Here is a 20,945-nt window from a genome sequence, read left to right on the forward strand (position 1 = left end):
AAAATATTCAACAATAATAAATTATTATTTCAAATTATTAATCTTTATGACAAAATAGTTCATCACATGATTAAAATTCATTATTTTAGTAGTAAACATAAAAACTAAAACCTGCGCAAATGTGTAAAATATTTATAGTTGACGATGATATTTTCATAGGAGAAATGTTAAAGTATCATCTCCAACTAAATCCTGATTATGAAGTTCTGCTATTCAGCAATGCAAAAGACTGTCTTTCCAATCTTTACCATAATCCTGATATCATATGTATTGATTTTGGATTACCAGACATTCAGGGGGATGAACTTTTTAAACAGATTAAAAACCTATATCCTGAACTTCCGATTATTGTTATAAGCGGACAGGAAAATATTGAAGTTGCCATCAATTTTCTAAAGCAGGGAGCAAAAGATTATATTGTAAAAAACGAGCATACCAAAGAACTTTTGTGGAATTCTATCATGAGATTGAAAGAAAACATCAACCTAAAGCAGGAGGTTGAAGACCTTAAAGATGAGCTCGAAAAAAAATATACGTTTGAAAAAACAATTATTGGGCAAAGCGATTCCATAAAAAAAATATTTTCTAAAATTAATAAAGCACTTACGTCCAACATCAATGTTTCCATTACCGGTGAAACAGGTACTGGTAAAGAAGTTGTTGCTAAGGCAATCCATTATAATTCATCAAGAAAAAACAAACCTTTTATTGCGGTAAACATGGCTGCTATTCCTAAAGAATTAGTGGAAAGTGAGTTTTTTGGCCATGAAAAAGGTGCTTTTACAGGGGCTACAGAAAGAGCCATCGGAAAGTTTGAGCAGGCTAATGGAGGAACTATTTTTTTAGATGAAATTGCAGAACTGGATCTTAATATTCAAAGTAAATTACTACGTGCCCTACAGGAAAGAGAAATCACAAGAGTAGGCGGAAAGCAAAAAATTGAACTCAATGTCAGGATTATTACAGCTACGCACAAAAATCTTGTACAGGAAGTCAAAAAAGGCAACTTCCGGGAAGATCTCTATTACCGGATTATTGGTCTTCCTATTGAACTTCCTCCTTTACGGGAAAGGGATCAGGATATTTTGATTCTGGCCAAACATTTTATAGAGCTTTTCGCAAAAGAAAACAAGGTTAAACCTTTGTCTTTATCTTCGGATGCAAGGAAAAAACTTTTAGCTTATCATTTTCCGGGAAATGTAAGAGAATTAAAGTCTGTTGTTGATCTGGCTTGTGTTATGTCTGATAATCACGAAATAACAGCAGAAGATATTAATTTCTTTAATCTGGAAAAAAAATCAGAATCTTTTCTCAATGAACAAAAAACACTAAAACAATATACTACCGATATCATTTTACATTTTCTGAAAAATAATAATAATGATGTCATTAAAACCGCAAAACTATTAGATATAGGCAAATCAACTATATATAATCTTATTAATAACCTTGAAATTGAAAATAGTTAGATGAAAGTTGCTAAATTACTTTTTACAGACGGAGCATTCAAATCAGAAAGAAATGATGAAAAGCTTAACTACGAGGAAGCTCAAATCATTATAGGATATGGAGCCAGAAGTATTATTGAAGAGGATAGCTTTTATCTTCTTTTAAAGGAAACGTTTCCTAATGCAGAGATAGCCCTGTCTTCTTCTTCGGGAGAAATTTTCTGTAATGAAGTGTATGATGATACGGTAGCTTTAACTATAATCAGTTTTTCAACATCTTACATAAAGACTTCACAGATTGATATTGAAGATTTTTCCTGCAGCTATGATGCAGGAAAAAAATTAATTGAAAACCTTCCTTCTGAAGATCTTAAATGGGTTTTTATTTTATCTGACGGCAGTAAGGTTAACGGCAGTCAATTAGTTCGCGGGCTTAATGCCAGTAGGCCCCAAGAAGTTTTAATTTCAGGCGGTCTGGCCGGGGATGGGGATAAATTTGAAAAAACTGTAGTAGGACTCAACCAGGTTCCGAAACCTAATAAGATTCTGGCCATTGGATTTTATGGAGCGAACCTGGAATTATCTCATTCTTCAATTGGCGGCTGGGAAAGCTTTGGGCTTGAAAGAGTGGTCACCAAGTCACATGATAATATTCTTTATGAAATTGATAATAAAAATGCATTGGATCTTTATAAAAAATATTTGGGAAGATACGCTGAAGAACTTCCCGGCTCTGCCCTTCTTTTTCCATTATCTCTCACCTTATACCAGGACTCTTTATCTGTAGTGAGAACAATTCTCTCCATTAAAGATAACACGATGATTTTTGCAGGAGACCTGCCGGAAGGAAGTAAAGTAAGATTTATGAAAGCCAACATGGACAGACTAATTGATGCAGCTAATGATGCAGCCCATCAATGTCTTAAAATGAATACACATAGCCCTAAACTGGGAATCATTATAAGCTGTGTAGGAAGAAAAATGGTATTGGGAGACAGAGTTTATGAAGAAGTGGATATAGTGCGGGATGTTTTCAAATCAAATACAGCGCTAACGGGATTTTACTCATACGGAGAGCTATCTCCTTTAAGCCCGTTTGGCGACTGTGCTCTGCACAATCAGACTATTACCATCACCACAGTTAATGAAATTGAATAACTATGGAAATCAAATTTCACAATTTACTCGAGAGACAGATCAATAAATATCTTACGGAAGACTGCAAAAATCATCCGCAATTTAAACGTTTTATTCATGCAGTTAATGAATCTTACAAATCATTTGAAAGGGATAAAGAACTTATGGACTACGCTTTCAAACAAAGTGAAGAAGAATATCAGGAGCTGTATCAAAATCTTAAAAATGAAAATACACTTAAACATGAATCTATCAGCAACCTCTATGAATCATTAAAAATTATTGATTCTGATATTGAAATAAAAAAATCGGAAGATCTTAAAGAACTGTCACTGTATCTTTCTGAACAGCTAAGGAAAAGAAAAAGAGCAGAAGATTATATAAAGCAGCAAGAGGAAAAATATCGGAATATTATTGCTAACATGAACCTGGGACTCATTGAAGTAGATAATGATGAAATTATTCGCTATGCAAACCAAAGCTTTTGTAATGTATCAGGGTTTGAACTGGATGAAGTAATTGGTAAAAACCCAAGTACACTCTTTTTGTACGGAGAAAACCACCTCCGGTTTTTGCAAGAACAGATAGAACTGAGAAAAAAAGGAATTTCCAGTGTATATCAGCTTCCTGTAAGAAACAAGAGAGGAGAAATAAGATGGTGGGCAGTAAGCGGAGCTCCCAATTATGATGACCTGGGAAATTTGTTAGGTTCCATAGGAATCCATCTTGATATCACTGATCAAAAAAAATTGGAAGAAGAATTAAAACTTGAAAAAGCAAAAGCATTGGAAGCGTCCAAGGCTAAAGAGGTTTTTCTTGCCAATATGAGCCATGAAATACGAACCCCTCTTAACGGTATCATTGGTTTTCTGCGAGAGCTAAAAAGAAGTGACCTCCCTGATGAACAGAAACAATTTGTAGAAAACAGCTATAACGCTTCACAGCACTTATTATCAATTATTAATAACATACTCGATATTTCTAAAATTGAATCTGGAGAAATGTCTTTAGAGCACAAGAGTTTTTCTTTAAAAGACAGCATTCAAAAAGTCATTTCCGTTCTTAAGCCAAAAGCAGAAGAAAAAAACCTTAAAATTATTACAGATTTCTCTGCGGATATTTTCCCGGTTTTAAAAGGAGATTCTCTAAGACTTGAACAGGTGTTATACAATATCATTGGTAATTCTTTGAAATTCACCAACGAAGGGCATATCAAAGTTGAATCTAATGTGCTGAAAAGTTTTTCAAACCAGCAAACCATTTCGATCAGTATTACTGATACCGGTATTGGAATGAGCGAAGAATATGTACGTAATATATTCAATAAATTTAATCAGGAAGACAGTTCAATTTCAAGAAAGTATGGAGGTACAGGTCTTGGAATGTCTATTACCAAAGAACTTGTTCACCTTATGAAAGGAGAAATTAATGTAAAAAGTGAAAAAAACTCAGGAACATGTATTACAATAATTCTGATTTTAGACAGGGGTGATGAAAAAGCCTTAAAAGAAAGCACCTGGAAAAATCAACATATTTCCATTGCAGGTACAAAAGTTCTGCTGGTAGAAGATAATGCACTTAATCAGCTGGTGGCAGAAAGATCTCTTAAACATTTTGAATGTAATGTCGTTAAAGCTGAAAATGGTAAAATAGCCCTGGAAATATTAAGCAGAGAACAATTTGACATTATTCTGATGGATTTGCAAATGCCAGAAATGGATGGTATTGAAGCAACTAAAATATTACGGAATGAACTTGGAATTAAAGCCCCTGTGATCGCACTTACCGCTAACGCTTTTAAAACAGAAATAGATAACTGTATTAATGCGGGAATGAATGATTATATCACCAAACCCTTTAATGAAGAAAATTTACTCAAAATAATTTACAAGTACGTTAAAATCCCTGAAAAAACAATAGAGACAATGTCGGACGCAGGTGAAACTTTCTACAGCCTCAAAAATATACAGGTTCTCAGCAGAGGTGATAAAGATTTTATGCGGAAAATGCTATTAATATTTATTGGACAGACTGAAACAACACTTCCAATAATGAAAAAGGCATTTGATGAAAAAAACTATGTTGAAATTGGAAGACTGATGCATAAAATAAGACCTAGTATACAAGCCATGGGAATAAATTCTATTGAAAATGAAGTAAAGCAACTTGAATTACTTACCATAGAGGAAAATAAAGAATTCCCGGAATTATCTTCCTTGTTTGAAAAAATAAAGGAAACCCTTGAAACAGTGGTCACTCAATTGAAAGATGAAATAAGCCAATCTATTTAATCCAAAATCAAGAAGCTATTCCATATTCTGGAAAAAACCATAAACATAAACAACTGACAAACAATAAATTACAAAAAAGGTATAGAAATAGAGATATTGTTTTCAAAATAAATAAAATGGAAGTAAATAATCAAAATTTAAAACTTTTTATTGTAGATGATGACAGGTTTTGTTCAAATGTTTATCAGCAGTATCTGAAAAACCATCATTATGAAGACATTACCTCCTTTAGCTGTGGAGAAGATTGTCTTGATGAACTTTATCAGAAGCCGGACATTATTTTTCTAGACTATAATATGGAAGATCTGAACGGGTTTGAAGTTTTAAAAAAAATAAAACGTTTTGATCCCAATATTTACGTTATCATGGTTTCCGGGCAGGAAAATATAGATACAGCAGTAAATGCACTTAAATACGGGGCATTTGATTATTTAACTAAAAATACAAACGTCTGCGAAAAAATGGTAAAAACCATAGAAAAAATTTTAAAAATAAAAGAAGAAATCTCTCAAAGCAAATTAAAAGGCTTTCGCAAATTTTTTTCAATGATATTTTAATAATCTATGACAAAAAAACTCATCATATCATTTATCTTTCTCTTACTGCTTAGTTCTTGTAAGACATATAATGTACTGGAAGAAGAGCAGGCATCCAGAGATATGCAGGATTTCAAATTTAATCCGGAGTACGAATACAAAATACGGAAAGATGATAAAATTACTCTGTCTGTGTGGGGCCAGGATGATTTAAGCGTAGGCTCAGTCTACGGAATTTATAATTCTAACGAAGTATATGGCAAATGGCTTCTGGTTGATAAAAATGGCAATATTGAAATTCCCAGGCTGGGAACCACTTTTGTCGTTGGAAAATCGGTTCCTGAACTGAAAGAGGAAATTAAAACCAGATTAAAAAAGTGGCTTGTAAATCCAGTCATCGATGTCAAAGTCCTTAATAAAGAAATAACGGTAATGGGTGAAGTAAGAAACCCGGCTGTTATACAGGTAGATAAAGATCAGAATACATTACTTGAGCTGGTTTCAAAAGCAGGAGGTTTTGAAATGTACGCCAACCTCAGGTTAATAAAAATTTTAAGACAGGAGGGAGAAAATGTGAGGGTTACTAATATTGACCTTAGTAAAATGAAAGATGTTCCCAATCAGAATATTGTTCTTCATCCTGGAGATTACGTGATTGTGCCCTCTAAGAAAAGTAAAGATTTTGATAAAAGAATATCAACCATTATTCCTTTTGCAACCGTTACCTCTGCAGCTGCCATTTTAATAGGTCTGTTATAAAACTTATACCATGAACAACGAAAATGTACGATTCCTGAAACCTCTTTTAAGAGGACTGCCTATAATAGTTCTTGCAATGATAATTTCTGTTTTGGCCATAAAAAAATATCTTAATTACGTTACACCAATGTATGAAAGTACGGCCAAACTAAAACTTGCGGATACACAAGAAGGAGTTCCCAGTGCAAATCTTTTCAAAGACTTTGATGTATTTGCATCAGCCAACAAAATCAGTACAGAAATTGAAGTTCTCAAATCCTCTTCTCTCATCGAAAAAACTTTAAAAAAATTATCCTTTTCCACAGAAATATACCGCAAAGGAAAAATGCAGTCAGTAGAGCTTTTTAACGACTCTCCAATAAAAGCTGAAGCAACAATTGCTGACAAAAAAAACTTTGATAAAAAATTCTCCTTAAATATCCTATCCTCTGCAAACTATATCCTCACTACTTCAGACTCCCCAAAAGAATTAAAAGGGGTATTTGGTATTCCCACCAATATTGAAGGAGGTAAAATCCTGATTACAAAAAATGAAGAATATCTGCTTTCCAAACCTAATGCAAAAATCATTGATCATTACGAACTGGTATTTTTAAGCAGAGAAAAGCTTCTCGAAAAAGTTAATAAAAATCTTGATATTGTAGCCGTAGACAAAGATGTACCGGTTATCAGAATCAATTTTAAAAGCAATGTACCTGCCAAGGCAAGTCTCCTGGTCAATACTCTGGCTGAAACATATATTGAAGATTATATTGAAAATAAATACCGGGCAGCCAATACTACTGTTGATTTTCTAAAAGGAGAAATAGGACAGGCTAACAATAAATTATCCGAAACAGAAAACCGTATTGAAAATTACAGAAATAAAGAAAATATTATCAATATTCCACAAGAGACAGAAACGGACCTGAGAAAGATAGCCCAGCTTAAAATCCAGCAAAGTAATCTCAAAATGAATCTTGATGCCATCAAAAATCTTAACAGCTATATTACAGAAGGAAAAGATAATTATCTTGATCTGGCTACAAACTTTGAAGCATTCAACGATCTTCTTTCTACCGAAATTGTAAAAAACATGAAACAGCTACAGGCAGAAAAAAAAGAATTATTACTTACCTACACTCCTGAGCATGAAAAAGTAAAAATCATTGACACAAAAATTAAAGACCTTACCGATTATCAAACCGAAAGCATAAAAAACACTCAGAAAAATTTACAGATAAAATACAATGATATAGAGCGCGATATTCAGACTGCAGAAAGTGCTTTCATTGGTCTTCCTGAAAAAGAAAAGCTATTGAACATTATGAATAGGGAATTTAATCTCTATGAAAAAAACTATAATTTTCTGAATGAAAAAAGAATAGATGCCGAGATTGCAAAAGCTGCCAAGATCTCATTCCATAAAATTATTTCCCGAGGGGAACTGCCACAGGAACCTGTATCACCAATGCGTTCTATCATTATTATTGTTACTGCCATTATGAGTATGGTTGCTTCTATTTTTCTGATTTACGCAGTACATTTTGCCAAAGCCAAAGTAAATGATATTTCCATCATAGAAAAAAACAGTTCCATACCGATAGCATTCACTACCCCATTTATCAAAAAGAAAGAAAAAATAATGCACCATTTTCTGGAAAATGTCTTGGAGATGGAGCTTAAAGAGATAATAAAGGATAAAAAGCAGATTTGTATTACTTCATATGATAAGGCACAACAGCATGCATTTCATGCAAAAAATATCATCAGAGCACTACAACTGCAATCCAGAAAGGTTTTGTTGGTAGATGCCGCCGGTGTATTAAGCAATTCAGAGGGTGATCATTATATCAATTTATCTGCCGAAGAAAATCTACGGCTGACAGCTAGGGAAGTGAGAGATCTTATCGATGAAAAAATGAAAGAATGTGATATCTGTGTCATCAATAATCAAGCAATAAAGCAGGGCAAGCTTCCTTTACTTTTCATGAATATTTCAGACCAGAACCTGTTCATACTTGACAGCCGGAAAACTGCCGTTAAAAATATAATAAACATTGAACTCTTAAAAGATGAATATAAACTGTCCAATCTTTGGTTTGTTCTGAATAAAGAAGGATACAACCCTAGTCTGATAACTACCATTAAAGGAATTATAAACAAATACAAATCGTGAAAAGATTCCATGAAATATTTAAAAGCGCCTCTGTTTTGGTTTTTACAGATCAGCTTATATTCAGCGGGAGCAATTTTCTTCTGACCTTTTTACTGGTGAGAAAATTAAGTATTTCTGAATTTGGAATATTTTCATCTATCCTTTTAATAACCTATTTTCTGGTAGGTATTTCTAACTCTTTTATTGTTCAGCCTTTTCAGATTTTATCAGCAAAGAATTTCAGTAAAAAATCGCTGGGCTTTGCATTTCTGGCTTCATTGGTTTTGATCTCCATATTCAGCCTCATTATTTTCTTTATTACCCTTCTCCCTATTCCTGCCATAGCATTTTTAAAAAACAATCTTTCTGCACTAATAGTTTTTATTTCAGCCTATATTTTACAGGACTTTCTCAGAAAAATATTACTGACCATAGATCATATTAAAATTGTCCTTTTTATCGATACTGTCTTTATTATTATTTTTCCTTTACTTGGATTTGAGACATCCCTTACCTTATGGAAAAGTTTATATATTATCGGTATTGTAAACATTGCAGCATCTATTCCCGGCATAGGATACCTTATAAAAAATGCAGACTTCGGTCTTAAAAACACTTCACTTTTACACTATTATTTTGCCGAAGGCAAATGGCTTTTAAGTGCATCTGTTCTTCAATGGCTTTCGGGTAATTTTTTTACTCTTGCTGCAGGGGTATACCTAGGGATCAATGCCTTGGGAGCATTAAGGCTTGTTCAGTCCTTCTTCGGAATTATCAATGTTATCTTACAAACCATTGAAAACTATTACCTTCCTAAAACAGCTCAGCTTTATTATCAAAATAAAAACCAGGAGAAAAAGGAGCTTCTTCTCAAGATGATGAAAGCAATAGCCGTATTAGCCATTATAATCATTGGTTTTTTCACTTTTTCAGAATCGTTGATTATTATGCTCGGAGGAGAGAAATATCATCAATATGGATTTGTCATTAAGCTGGTTTCAGCATTATATATTGTAATCCTATACAGTTATCCAACCCGGATTTCCATCAGAGTTTTAGAACAAAATAAGGCATTCTTTATCGGATATTGTATATCCTTTGTTTTCTCGGTTCTGAGTTTCCATTTTTTGTTAAAATACGGGCAGCTATATGGTGCTGTAACTGGCTTAGCTATGAACCAGATTATCATGATTGTGTATTGGAAAATAATTCTCAACAAAAAACAAATTTCGGTATGGGCATAGTACATTTAATATTAGGAAAAGCGAATCCCGAAAAAATGAACGGCGTTAATAAAGTCGTGTATAATATCGCTACAAAACAGGCACAAAACAAAGAGAACGTAGAAGTATGGGGTATTTCTGAAAATACAGAAATCAACTATCCCGAAAGAATATTTGTAACCAGGATTTTTAAGAAAAAAAGAAATCCTTTTTCTATTCCTGATGATCTTAAAAAAGAAATTCTGGCCGCTGATCAGGCAACAATTTTTCATTTTCATGGAGGATGGATTCCCTTATTTTCTTCTTTAAGTAAATTATTGAAGAAAAATAACTACCGATACGTAATAACTCCTCATGGTGCATATAATAGTATTGCCATGGAGAAAAGCAAATATACAAAGAAGATCTACTTTGAAATATTTGAGAAAAAAGTCATTGAAAATGCTTGTAAAATCCATTGTATAGGAGAAAGTGAAATAGAAGGTCTCCATTCTGTTTTTCCAACCTCAAAAAGCGTTCTGATTACCTATGGCTATGATAGAATAAATACAGGCTTTTATTCCGGCAATCTCAAAGAACCTATCATTTTCGGATTTGTTGGCAGATTGGATATTCATACAAAAGGTCTGGATATTCTCATTGAGAGTTTCGCTTCTTTTTCCAGCAAAAAACCTCATTCCAAACTCTGGATTGTAGGAGACGGAGCTGAGAAAAATGAGCTCATCCATCTACTGAAATCATATCATATAAGTGATAAAGTAGAATTGCTAGGAAGTAAGTTTGGAGAAGAAAAAAATGATCTGATCAAAAAAATGCATGTCTTCGTACATCCTTCCAGAAATGAAGGCCTTCCTGTGTCAGTCATTGAAGCAGCTGATTTTGGAAAACCCTGTATTGTCACCAAAAATACGAATATCGGACATCTGGTAGAAAAATACAATGCCGGCATCAGTATCGCTGCCCCGGATTCTGCTCTGCTTACCAATTCTTTTATTATGATGTCTGAAATATGGGAAAATCAGGATGAATATAAGAAGATGTCTGAAAATGCCATAAAAATGGTGGAAGAAGCTTTTGACTGGAACAGAATTCTTGAAGACATGAATACCCAACTCTACAACAGATGATATGGAATCCTTAGCGCATAAACATCAGCACTTTCTCAAAAAAACGAATAATCAGCTTTTTATTATCCTGCTGCTGATGGTAGCGTGTTTTTTTACCTGGAGTGAAAATGTTGCCATCACCCGGGGAATAAAAGTAGTGGGAAGAATGGGCGTAATGATCTCTTCTATTCTCGTCTACCAGAAAATTATTAATTATGGAAGTGTCAATTCTTTAGCCTATAAAAATATCTTCTCTCCTATTCTATACATGGCCTATCTTACATTAGGCTTTATATCATTTTCATGGAGTACCAATCCGGGATTCAGTGCCCTGCAGTGGTTTATGACGTTTCAGAGTTTTGTCTTTGCCTACTTCTTTGTAAAAAGTTTAAAAATACTGGATGTGTATTTTGAAGGTCATAGTATTCGTCTTTATCATCTTTTAGGAAACACGGTTTTTGTGCTGCAACTTGTCTTTGTTATCGGAATGTGGATTGCACCAGATGTTTTTTTCCGTCTCACCGACGGAGGTGAAGAAGCCAGACTTGGCGGTACATTAATGAACCCCAATGAACTAGGAATGCTCGCCGGTGTTGGCTGTGCATGTCTTATTTTTGACCTTTACCGCTTCAAAAATAAAGCCTGGACGATTATAAAAATACTGGTCATTATGTATGCCCTTTATATGACCGGTTCAAGATCTTCTCTGATCGGAATCCTACTCATTATCTTTTTTCATATTAATCAGACTAAAAAAAAGACATTAAAATTTGCTATCATTGGGGTGGTGGCTGCAATTACACCTTTTGCTGTTTACAGCATAATCTTAAAAGGCGGAGACCAATCTCGTCTGGAGGAAGTGATGAGCCTTACAGGGAGACTTCCTTTCTGGAAAGCTCTGATTAATGAAGGATTGCCAAGAGAACCTCTTTTAGGCTTTGGATTTATGAGAATAGACTATAAAGAGTTTTTTCAGAGTGCCCACACCTATCCGGGAAAAATGACCCATAACACATTTATGCAGGTTCTTATGAACCTTGGTTTTATCGGGCTCACCATTGTTCTTTTTCAGGTATTTTTTACCCTGAGATCAATACTGTCGCAACCAAAAGAAACGAAGCTTATGCTCATTGGAATTCTAATTCCCATCATAATCAACTCTTTTACTGAGTTTGGAATATTTGGAGAAAGCAACTACGGAATTTTATTTTACCAAATTATTATCTTTTCAGTGACCCTCAAAAACAGTAACTATCTTACCCGGCTGCAAAAAATTGTTCTTAAGAGAAAAAGGCCGGATCTCATAGAAGAAAATTCCATTCTCTAGTTTTTTTTCCATTTTCTGGAAAGCCCAATTTATTTCAAACACAATAAATTACTTATTATCAATCATTTGCATAAATGGCAAGATGTTTATATCCTTTGTTAATATAAAATGGTACATCATGAGAAACTTATTTAAAAACACAGGATACAAGCTGTATTTAAAACAGCAGTCAGGAAGTAAAAGAATCTCGTTTTCTTATATTCCCAACCAGGATGGAAGTGTACGATGGTTTTGGAATTCCGGATCAAAAAAGCCTCTATTCCTAAAGTTTTATAATATAACAACAATTAAAGGAAAATTATTTGCTTTCGTTGTACGTATGATATTCTTTCTGCGTCTGCAGAGACTATTATTCAAAAAAGAGATTTTATATTATACTTCAGAAGAAAACCCTTTATTTGACATCATGAATGACTGGGCCATATTTACCGGAACTCAAGGGCCTAACAACAAAGCCGTTTTATTTGCAGACAATTGCTTCTTCAAAATTGCTTCAACAAAAAATGCAAAAAATCTCATCAACAAAGAATATAAAATCATTACCTACTCCGGAATCAACACATTGTATTCAGCACCTTCTGCATCTTTAATTAATGATTGTGTACTAAAACTTTCTGATATTTCAAATAATGGAAAGAGGCAAAAAAAATTCAGTGAAGTTCATGCTAAAGCTCTTCATGGAATCAAAGAAAAACATCAGACTATGATTAAAATTTCCAATTGGAAGCATTTTGACACATTGATAGAAAACTTTAGCACCATTGATGATAACCGGATTCCTCCCAATCTGACACGAAAATTGAAAATAATTCTGGAAAATATTGATAAAGATGAAATGATACACTTATCCTTTTCTCATGGCGATTTTACTCCCTGGAACTGCTTTGTAAAAGACGATATACTTGGAATATATGATTGGGAACTAGCTTCATTTGAAAAGCCCAAAGGGTTTGATTTCTTTCACTTTATTATACAGAACGGTATACTGGTACAGCATATTCCCTGGAAAGAAATCTTGGTCCAGATCAGGAAACATAATAAAATTGCATTTAATTTTGATGACAATGATCTTAAAAAGTATCTTAAATTCTATCTGCTTACCAATGTACTTTATTACCTGAAACTGTATTCTGAACAAGAGCAATGGCATCTTCAGGTTCATTGGCTTTTAAAAGTATGGTCAGAAGCTTTGAATATGTATCTTACTGAAATCAAAACTGAAAGAGAGCTTCTTATTATGGATATTTTTGATTATCTGTATCATGAGAAATATGCAACCCTGAAATTTCATGATAAAGAACCTGAAAATCTCCCTCTGAACTCTGATATTGATATCGTTATCTCCTGCAATGATGCTTCAAAAATGGCTTTATTTCTAAAACAGAACAGCCTGGTCAACAGAATGAAAATAGTAAAAAAATCATTCATGTACAAGATAAGACTTATAACTCATGATCTTCAGATTCTTAATCTGGACCTTATTTACCAGCTAAAATGGAAAAGTCTTGAGTATATGGAAACAAATGGAATGATAAACCATGCAGAAATGAACAGGTATGGAGTTAAAATATCATCCCCCCAGGATACTGCAAAATACATCTATTATTTTTATACTCTTAATAATAGTGAAATTCCTGATGCATATAAAAATTTCGTATATGAGAATACCTCAGAAAAAATGAGAAAAAGTAAAACAGAATGTATTACAATGATGAAAAGGAAAAGATCTAACAGAGGATTTTTATTCCTTAAGAATCTCTGCTGCTACTTTAAAGATTTTTTTTCAGAAAAAGGATTCATTATTACTTTCAGCGGTGTAGATGGTGTTGGAAAATCAACAGTTATTTCTGAAGTTTCAGAGCTTATTGAAAAACGTTACCGAAGACCTGTAAAAGTTCTCAGACACAGACCTTCTCTCCTTCCGATATTGAGTGTATTTACGAAAGGAAAAGAAAAAGCGCATCAGGACATTGTAAATTCTCTGCCAAGACAGGGCAAAAATGATCATTTTTTCTCCTCATTGCTAAGATTTACATATTACTATACAGATTATATCATCGGGCAATTTATTATTTATCTGAAATATGTATTAAGAGGAAAAATTGTATTGTATGATAGATATTATTTTGATTTTATTGCAGATAGCAAAAGAAGCAATATCAAACTTCCGGAAGGTATCACAGAAAACGGATACCACCTGCTGTTAAAGCCCAAATTCAATTTTTTCCTTTATGCTGACCCGGAAAAAATTCTTGACAGAAAAAAAGAACTCTCCTATCACTCAATATGTGATCTGACGGCATCATATGGCAGATTATTTTCAAAACTGGAAAAAAAAGATCCTAAGATCAAATATCTTTCCATTGAAAATAATGATTTGGACACCACTTTAAGCACTATAATGAACACTATAACTGCTGCAAAATGAAAACAATTGTTGAAAAAATCATTAAACTCAGAAATCCGGATTTTACTTTAGATAAAGCATTAAACTCCGGAGCTGTATTCCAGCTGATTTGGGTTCAGTTCTGGAGCCTGTTCAGAGGACTAAAGATGATATTCTTTTTAAGAAATCCGAAAGGAATGCTTTTGGGAAAACGTGTAGGACTCTTCAATATTTCAAAAATACAATGGGGAAAATTTCTGAGGCTGGGAAATGATGTTTACATTTCTGCACTGGCCAAACAAGGAATAGAATTCGGAAATAATGTTTCTATAGGGGCTTTCAGCAGAATTATAGTTTCTACCTCATTGAATAATATCGGAGAAAAAATAAAGATAGGAAATAATGTGGGTATTGGAGAATTTGCTTATCTGGGCGGTTCCGGAGGTCTTGAAATTGGTGATGACTGTATTATAGGACAATACCTCAGCTGCCATCCGGAAAATCACAATTATCAAGATCCTGATATTTCCATACGCCATCAGGGAGTAAACCGAAAAGGCATTAAAATAGGCAAAAACTGTTGGATTGGAAGTAAAGTTACAATTTTGGACAGCGTAGAAATTGGCTCCGGCTGTATTTTAGCCGCAGGAAGTGTTATTACAAAATCATTTCCAGACAACAGTATTATAGGAGGTGTACCTGCAAAACTAATAAAAATGAGAACTTATGATGACTATCAATCAGACTATACTGGCGACCTGCTATGCCGTAAATCCATTTAAAGGTTCGGAAGATGCCATGGGCTGGAATTTTGTATATCAGATTGCCAGATTCCGAAAAGTGATCGCCATTACAAGGGAAAATAATAAAATCCATATTGAAAAATATATGGCAGAAAATCCTGATCCTGTATATATGAATATCCAATTCCTATATTTTGATCTTCCCTACTGGATGCGCTTCTGGAAAAAAGGAAACTTCGGAGCTATGCTTTATTATTATCTGTGGCAGAAGAACGTTGTTTCTTTCATCAAAAAACAAAAACTGGATTTTGATATTGCTCATAATGTCAATTTTCATAATGACTGGACTCCGAGTTTTTTATGGAAACTTCATAAACCTATGGTTTGGGGACCGGTAGGACATCATCCCCTGATTCCAAAACAATATCTCAAAGACTATTCAATAAAATACTTTAGTAAAGACCGTCTTATCTGGCTGATTAAAAATTGTTTCTGGAAGTTTTCAGTATCGTTGAAAAATACAGTTGAGCATTCAGATCATATATGGTGTATGAATAGTAAAGTTCCCGAAAAACTAAAGATTAATAAAAAGAAATATTCAATCTATCCTTCAGTTGCATCAGAAGACTTTTTCCCAAAAAAAGAACTACTTCCAAAATCAGAATTTAAGGTGATCAGTGCAGGAAGGTTTGTTCCGTTAAAAGGATTTGACTTAACAATAAGATCTTTTGCCCAATTCATTGATCAGATTTCCGAAAAGGATAAAGCATTATGCAAGCTTACTCTTATTGGAACAGGTGAACAGAAAAAATTTTACCAGACCCTTATCAGCAGTCTTGAAATGAATAAATTCATTGAAATCAGGGAATGGATTGACAGAAAAGAACTTATGAAAATCTATGAACAGTCATCCGTATTTTTATTTCCATCACATGAAGGAGCAGGGATGGTAGTTCCGGAAGCACTTTCTTTCGGGTTACCTGTGATATGCCTCGAAAATGAAGGTCCGGGAGAGTTTATTCATCATACCTGTGGTTTTACCATTCCCCAGCAGGAATATAACCAAACTATAGACGGATTAAGTAACGCATTACTCAGATTGTTTCTGGACGAAAAGCTGCAGAAAGAAATGAGTATTGGAGCCAGAAATCATTATCTGGAAAAATTTTCCTGGGAAAAAAGAGGTGAACATCTTAATACAATTTATAATCAGATCTGAAATGAAGAGAATTGTTGCCATCCATTTATTAAATGACTACAGCGGAAGTCCAAAGGTATTGATGCAGTTATTAAAAACCTGGACCCAACACGGTATTGAAACCCACCTGTTTACTTCAGGCGGAAGAAAAGGCTTTCTTTCTGATATTTCTCAAGTGAAAAATCATTCTTTTTGGTATCGTTTTTCGTCCAATCCTATCATAAGAATATATAATTTCTTTGTCTGTCAGTTCCTATTAATGATAAAGCTATTGTTTTTTCTGAATAGAAAGGATATTCTCTATATCAATACTGTTCTGCCTTTTGGAGCGGCTGTTGCCGGAAAAATAAAAGGCTGCAAAGTAATCTATCATATCCACGAAACTTCAATCAAGCCTGCTATCTTTAAGAATTTACTTTTTGGAATAGCAAAATTTACCGCTCATAAAGTTGTTTATGTTTCAGAATTTCTTATGAAACAGGAATCCCTTATCAAAAATCAGGTTCTTCTTTACAATGTATTGGAAAAAGATTTTGTTGAAAAAGCAAATCAATTTCAAAACCAGGAGAAGACAGTTCCTATAGTTTTAATGATATGTTCTTTGAAAATTTATAAAGGAGTAAATGAATTTTTGCAGCTGGCTCAGAAAAATGCCCATTATATTTTCAAACTGGTTGTCAATGCTTCTGACAAGGAAATTAAGGATTATTTCGGAATGAGAAAAATACCGGAAAATTTAAAAATCTACTCTACCCAAACCAATACACACCCTTTTTACCGTGAAGCCAGTCTCATTGTTAATCTGTCTCATACTGATCTGTGGGTTGAAACTTTTGGGCTGACTATTCTGGAAGGAATGCGATATAGACTTCCTGCTATTGTTCCGCCCATTGGGGGAGTTACAGAGCTTGTGACCAATGGTGAAAATGGTTTTTGGATTAATTCTAAAAATATAGATGAACTATCTGAAAAAATAAACTATATATTGGAAAATAAAATGGTCTATCAATCTTTCAGTAATGCATCTTATGCTAAAAGTCTAATGTTCTCAGAGGAATATTTTGAGAAAGAGTCAATCAATATTATTTCCAGTTTATAATAAATTTTCCATTTTCTGGAATTACGCATAACCTATTTAAAATTATAAAAATTTAATTATCAGACAATTAAATACCGATTTACTTTTGGAACATGAATAGTTATACTATTTTTAAATATAAATAATTATGAAAACAAAAGTAGCAATAATCGGAACTGTGGGTTTACCCGCAAAGTATGGAGGCTTTGAAACTTTGGCGGCTCATCTTGTTGAAGAACTTTCGAATACGTATGATTTTACAGTATACTGTTCGTCAAAAAAATATTCTGGAAAAGAAAGGTGTAAAAGCTGGAAAGGAGCACATCTGAAATATATCCCTTTAGATGCCAATGGAATTCAAAGTATTCTTTATGATACATGGTCTATTATTCATTCTTTATTTTTTAGTGATGTTTTATTGATTTTGGGAGTAGCAGGAGCATGGCTGCTGCCCTTTGTAAAGCTGTTTACCAATAAAAAAGTCATTATTTCTATAGATGGAATTGAATGGAAAAGAGATAAATGGTCCTTACCTGCAAAATTATATTTATGGTGGGCAGAAAAACTTGCTGTAAAATTTTCTGATATTGATATTTCTGATAACGAATCTATCCAGGATTACACTTCTTTAAGATACAATACCATAAGCCGGGTCATAGAATACGGTGCAGACCACACAAAAATAAACCTGATGCCTACCCCCGAAAATATTGAAGAATATCCCTTTTTACAGGATGAATATGCCGTAAAAGTTTGCAGGATAGAGCCTGAGAATCACGTTCATACTATTCTAGAGGTGTTCAGCGAATTTCCTGAACGTAAACTGGTAATGGTGGGTAACTGGAACAACAGTCAGTATGGGGTAGAATTGAAACGGCAATATTCAGATTTTGAGAATATTTATCTCTTAGACCCAATTTATGAACAGGAAATCATAGATCTTATTCGAGGAAATGCTTCCCTTTATGTTCACGGCCATTCTGCTGGTGGTACCAATCCTTCTTTAGTAGAAGCCATGTTTTTAGGACTGCCTATTATCAGCAACGGTGTTTCCTATAACAGAACCACTACAGAAAATCAGGCTTACTATTTTTCAAATGCAGAAGAGCTGAAAAAAATTGTAGCACAACTGAAGAAAGAAGACCTTCAAAACTGTGCCATCAGGATGAAAAGAATAGCAGAACGGAGATATACCTGGAAAAAGATCGCAAGGAAATACCACAATCTTATTGAAGAAGCCTTTGCTGCAAAAAACAAGACAAAAGTATATCCCGCAATTGGTAACCTGGAGAAAAAAATCCTTGAGAAGTACAACTTAGAACATCTGAAAAACATACAGTTATTCAATAATTCCAGTGAAACAGCTTAAAACAAAATACTATGAAAAATTTTATTGAATTATTAATATCGGGAGTTCTTGCATTCGTTTTATCAATTTGTATAATTCCCATAATGAGAATCATGGCCCAAAAATTCAGATTGGTAGATGTTCCCAATACAAGAAAAGTACATTATACTCCTATTCCATTAATTGGAGGTTTGGCTATTGGAATGATTATTTTACCATTAATTGAAATTTCCGGAGACAATGGATGGAAAACAATACTTCCCATTATTGTAACATCTTATATATTACTTATTGTGGGAGTCTTAGATGACAAAACTGATATTAAAGCAGTTCACAAACTAATCATTCAAATTTGTGTAAGCATTATTATAGCAATTTCCGGAATAAGAATTTCATCTTTGTACGGACTCTTTGGGATCTACGAAATCAGCACATACTTCCAATATCTGCTTACCATTCTGGTTATTGTAACAGCAGTTAATGCTTTTAATCTTATAGACGGTGTGGATGGACTGGCAGGCAGTGTAGCAGGAGTAGGATTCTTTCTGTTTTTTATTATCATGTTAATAGAAGGCAACTTAGGACTGGCAAGAATAGCCATACTTTTTGTCGGAAGTATTATAGCTTTCCTGAAATATAATCTTTCTCAGAAAAATAAAATTTTCTTAGGGAATTCAGGTTCTTTATTTTTAGGATATCTGCTGATATGTCTGGGAATTTATATCACAAAGTTTGATAACAATACAACAACATTTCCTTATGGTGTATTTTTTATACTTTTTGTATTTGCTATTCCTGTAATTGATTCTATACGAGTATACATTGATAGAGTATCAAGAGGGAAATCACCATTTAAAGCGGATAAGACACATATTCATCACCATCTGCTTTTATTGGGCTTTTCCCATAAAAAAATAAGTGTCACTTTTATTTTAATTAATATTCTAACATTTGTTATTCAATATATTTTTTTTAAAAGTTATCCTATTTATTCTTCACTTATTTCATTTTGTACATTTATATTAGCTTTCAAAATTATCAAGAGCATGAATCTTTTTACTATATGGAAAAAGAAGATAAAAGATTTGGAATACAGCTAAGGTTGTTTTCGTTATTTATATTTTCATAAGGTATCCATCATAAAGATATTTACTATCATTTTTTAGAACCTCTTGTATAAATTTTCAGGAGCTGTGGAATTTATGGTAATGTTAAAGTTTGTATTATTTTAATCCCACCTATTACTGAAGGAAGATTAAAAACACCATCCGAACTTCCAGTGCAAGAGATATGGAAATATGATGTGGCTAAATTGTATGAATTTGTACAGACAGCATTATAATTTGCTACTAGTGACCCGGCTGGGATTCGAACCCAGGACCCATACATTAAAAGTGTATTGCTCTACCAGCTGAGCTACCGAGTCGGCCACTTACTTTTTTAAGTAAATCCCTTTGTTTAAGGGACTGCAAAGATAGAAACTTTTTCTTTATTTACAATACTTCCGCAACATTTTACGTACTGAATTCTGCTAACATTTACAAAATCAGAGACAAAAATTTCGTGCTCCGGAGCAGGTCTTTTAATTAAACTTCAACAATGAACAAAAAAGCTTCCAATGAAAAAATGAGCAGTTCACGAAGCTCTTGTTTCTCCTGATCTATTACTACAACAATCTTATTTTCTTAAATTTAAAACAATCTTAAAATCAATAATTTGTTTTTTTCAAATAAATTTACTATATTAACATATGAAAAAAAATGAGCGTCAGGATAATATAACACATGCTGGCAAAATTAACGAGCGAACAAAAGCATTGGAGGTCCTTGAAAAAGCGAAAAAAGTACAGGGAAAAATTACATTTCTCCGTCAGGGAGTCGGAAGAAACTTTAAACCGAAAAATGAAGAGTAAAGATATTGCTAAATTTCAACTGCAATAGAACAAGTACAATCAAACTGGTCTGTAATGAAAATTTGTTATTATCAGCCATTTTGAAACATTATAGTTATCCTATAAATAAAAAACCTGCAAAAATAATTTGCAGGTTTTTTATTGTTTTCTGATGTTTTCGAAAATTTTCATTTTCACATCTTTTGGATTGTGACCCGGCTGGGATTCGAACCCAGGACCCATACATTAAAAGTGTATTGCTCTACCAGCTGAGCTACCGAGTCGGCCACTTACTTTTTTAAGTAAATCCCTTTGTTTAAGGGACTGCAAAGATAGG

16 protein-coding genes and 2 tRNA genes are annotated in these 20,945 nt (G+C 33.5%); 16 read left to right on the forward strand and 2 right to left on the reverse strand.

The window, feature by feature from the left end:
- Positions 1 to 119 precede the first annotated feature (119 nt).
- The 15 genes from C8D70_RS17855 to C8D70_RS17925 all read left to right on the forward strand — a co-directional run bounded on the left by C8D70_RS17855 (position 120) and on the right by C8D70_RS17925 (position 19,817).
- Positions 120 to 1,469, forward strand: coding sequence for a sigma-54-dependent transcriptional regulator (locus C8D70_RS17855; RefSeq protein ID WP_076594404.1), 1,350 nt, complete (start codon positions 120 to 122; stop codon positions 1,467 to 1,469).
- Complete coding sequence (locus tag C8D70_RS17860) at positions 1,470 to 2,606, forward strand: FIST signal transduction protein (RefSeq protein ID WP_076594403.1); 1,137 nt, start codon at positions 1,470 to 1,472, stop codon at positions 2,604 to 2,606.
- Positions 2,607 to 2,608: 2 nt separating this feature from the next.
- A complete protein-coding gene (locus tag C8D70_RS17865) occupies positions 2,609 to 4,876 on the forward strand; it encodes a PAS domain-containing hybrid sensor histidine kinase/response regulator (RefSeq protein WP_110368201.1) in 2,268 nt (755 codons plus the stop codon).
- A 116-nt stretch (positions 4,877 to 4,992) separates the two neighbouring features.
- Complete coding sequence (locus C8D70_RS17870; RefSeq protein ID WP_076594401.1) at positions 4,993 to 5,433, forward strand: response regulator; 441 nt, start codon at positions 4,993 to 4,995, stop codon at positions 5,431 to 5,433.
- 6 nt (positions 5,434 to 5,439) lie between these two features.
- On the forward strand, positions 5,440 to 6,171 hold the full coding sequence (locus tag C8D70_RS17875) for a polysaccharide biosynthesis/export family protein (RefSeq protein ID WP_076594400.1): 732 nt from the start codon (positions 5,440 to 5,442) through the stop codon (positions 6,169 to 6,171).
- A 10-nt stretch (positions 6,172 to 6,181) separates the two neighbouring features.
- Positions 6,182 to 8,329 (forward strand): GumC family protein, encoded by a 2,148-nt coding sequence (locus C8D70_RS17880; RefSeq protein ID WP_076594399.1) that lies wholly within the window; start codon positions 6,182 to 6,184, stop codon positions 8,327 to 8,329.
- Complete coding sequence (locus C8D70_RS17885; protein ID WP_110368202.1) at positions 8,326 to 9,552, forward strand: lipopolysaccharide biosynthesis protein; 1,227 nt, start codon at positions 8,326 to 8,328, stop codon at positions 9,550 to 9,552. The genes C8D70_RS17880 and C8D70_RS17885 overlap by 4 nt, the downstream gene beginning before the upstream one ends.
- Positions 9,543 to 10,658: a glycosyltransferase family 4 protein gene (locus tag C8D70_RS17890; RefSeq protein ID WP_146212902.1), complete on the forward strand. Its 1,116-nt coding sequence runs from the start codon at positions 9,543 to 9,545 to the stop codon at positions 10,656 to 10,658. The genes C8D70_RS17885 and C8D70_RS17890 overlap by 10 nt, the downstream gene beginning before the upstream one ends.
- 1 nt (position 10,659) lies before the next feature.
- On the forward strand, positions 10,660 to 11,964 hold the full coding sequence (locus C8D70_RS17895) for an O-antigen ligase family protein (RefSeq protein WP_110368204.1): 1,305 nt from the start codon (positions 10,660 to 10,662) through the stop codon (positions 11,962 to 11,964).
- A 118-nt stretch (positions 11,965 to 12,082) separates the two neighbouring features.
- Positions 12,083 to 14,392 (forward strand): hypothetical protein, encoded by a 2,310-nt coding sequence (locus C8D70_RS17900; RefSeq protein ID WP_110368205.1) that lies wholly within the window; start codon positions 12,083 to 12,085, stop codon positions 14,390 to 14,392.
- On the forward strand, positions 14,389 to 15,132 hold the full coding sequence (locus tag C8D70_RS17905) for an acyltransferase (protein ID WP_110368206.1): 744 nt from the start codon (positions 14,389 to 14,391) through the stop codon (positions 15,130 to 15,132). Before C8D70_RS17900 ends, C8D70_RS17905 begins: the two co-directional genes overlap by 4 nt.
- The gene (locus C8D70_RS17910; RefSeq protein ID WP_110368207.1) at positions 15,077 to 16,312 is read left to right on the forward strand and encodes a glycosyltransferase family 4 protein; all 1,236 of its coding nucleotides are present in this window, start codon (positions 15,077 to 15,079) and stop codon (positions 16,310 to 16,312) included. The genes C8D70_RS17905 and C8D70_RS17910 overlap by 56 nt, the downstream gene beginning before the upstream one ends.
- A 1-nt stretch (position 16,313) precedes the next feature.
- Complete coding sequence (locus C8D70_RS17915) at positions 16,314 to 17,390, forward strand: glycosyltransferase family 4 protein (protein ID WP_110368208.1); 1,077 nt, start codon at positions 16,314 to 16,316, stop codon at positions 17,388 to 17,390.
- Between the two features lie 127 nt (positions 17,391 to 17,517).
- Complete coding sequence (locus tag C8D70_RS17920; protein ID WP_228408062.1) at positions 17,518 to 18,738, forward strand: DUF1972 domain-containing protein; 1,221 nt, start codon at positions 17,518 to 17,520, stop codon at positions 18,736 to 18,738.
- 92 nt (positions 18,739 to 18,830) lie between these two features.
- Complete coding sequence (locus C8D70_RS17925; RefSeq protein WP_228408063.1) at positions 18,831 to 19,817, forward strand: MraY family glycosyltransferase; 987 nt, start codon at positions 18,831 to 18,833, stop codon at positions 19,815 to 19,817.
- Positions 19,818 to 20,070: 253 nt separating this feature from the next.
- Here the strand turns inward: C8D70_RS17925 and C8D70_RS17930 are convergent.
- Positions 20,071 to 20,143: transfer RNA gene (locus C8D70_RS17930), tRNA-Lys, on the reverse strand.
- Positions 20,144 to 20,467: 324 nt separating this feature from the next.
- On the opposite strand from C8D70_RS17930, the gene C8D70_RS20915 reads away from it, so the two are divergent.
- Entirely contained in the window at positions 20,468 to 20,629 is a 162-nt protein-coding gene (locus tag C8D70_RS20915; protein WP_156106559.1) for a hypothetical protein, read from the forward strand.
- Between the two features lie 190 nt (positions 20,630 to 20,819).
- Here the strand turns inward: C8D70_RS20915 and C8D70_RS17935 are convergent.
- A tRNA-Lys gene (locus C8D70_RS17935) sits at positions 20,820 to 20,892 on the reverse strand.
- Positions 20,893 to 20,945: the final 53 nt, after the last annotated feature.

Source organism: Chryseobacterium sp. CBTAP 102 (assembly GCF_003201365.1).
Lineage (GTDB): Bacteria > Bacteroidota > Bacteroidia > Flavobacteriales > Weeksellaceae > Chryseobacterium > Chryseobacterium candidae.

Bases quoted from the DNA above. Each gene is read 5' to 3' on its own strand.
- C8D70_RS17855 (WP_076594404.1), top strand. From the start codon at position 120: ATGTGTAAAATATTTATAGTTGACGATGATATTTTCATAGGAGAAATG.
- C8D70_RS17860 (WP_076594403.1), top strand. From the start codon at position 1,470: ATGAAAGTTGCTAAATTACTTTTTACAGACGGAGCATTCAAATCAGAA.
- C8D70_RS17865 (WP_110368201.1), top strand. From the start codon at position 2,609: ATGGAAATCAAATTTCACAATTTACTCGAGAGACAGATCAATAAATAT.
- C8D70_RS17870 (WP_076594401.1), top strand. From the start codon at position 4,993: ATGGAAGTAAATAATCAAAATTTAAAACTTTTTATTGTAGATGATGAC.
- C8D70_RS17875 (WP_076594400.1), top strand. From the start codon at position 5,440: ATGACAAAAAAACTCATCATATCATTTATCTTTCTCTTACTGCTTAGT.
- C8D70_RS17880 (WP_076594399.1), top strand. From the start codon at position 6,182: ATGAACAACGAAAATGTACGATTCCTGAAACCTCTTTTAAGAGGACTG.
- C8D70_RS17890 (WP_146212902.1), top strand. From the start codon at position 9,543: ATGGGCATAGTACATTTAATATTAGGAAAAGCGAATCCCGAAAAAATG.
- C8D70_RS17895 (WP_110368204.1), top strand. From the start codon at position 10,660: ATGGAATCCTTAGCGCATAAACATCAGCACTTTCTCAAAAAAACGAAT.
- C8D70_RS17900 (WP_110368205.1), top strand. From the start codon at position 12,083: ATGAGAAACTTATTTAAAAACACAGGATACAAGCTGTATTTAAAACAG.
- C8D70_RS17905 (WP_110368206.1), top strand. From the start codon at position 14,389: ATGAAAACAATTGTTGAAAAAATCATTAAACTCAGAAATCCGGATTTT.
- C8D70_RS17910 (WP_110368207.1), top strand. From the start codon at position 15,077: ATGATGACTATCAATCAGACTATACTGGCGACCTGCTATGCCGTAAAT.
- C8D70_RS17915 (WP_110368208.1), top strand. From the start codon at position 16,314: ATGAAGAGAATTGTTGCCATCCATTTATTAAATGACTACAGCGGAAGT.
- C8D70_RS17920 (WP_228408062.1), top strand. From the start codon at position 17,518: ATGAAAACAAAAGTAGCAATAATCGGAACTGTGGGTTTACCCGCAAAG.
- C8D70_RS17925 (WP_228408063.1), top strand. From the start codon at position 18,831: ATGGCCCAAAAATTCAGATTGGTAGATGTTCCCAATACAAGAAAAGTA.
- C8D70_RS20915 (WP_156106559.1), top strand. From the start codon at position 20,468: ATGAAAAAAAATGAGCGTCAGGATAATATAACACATGCTGGCAAAATT.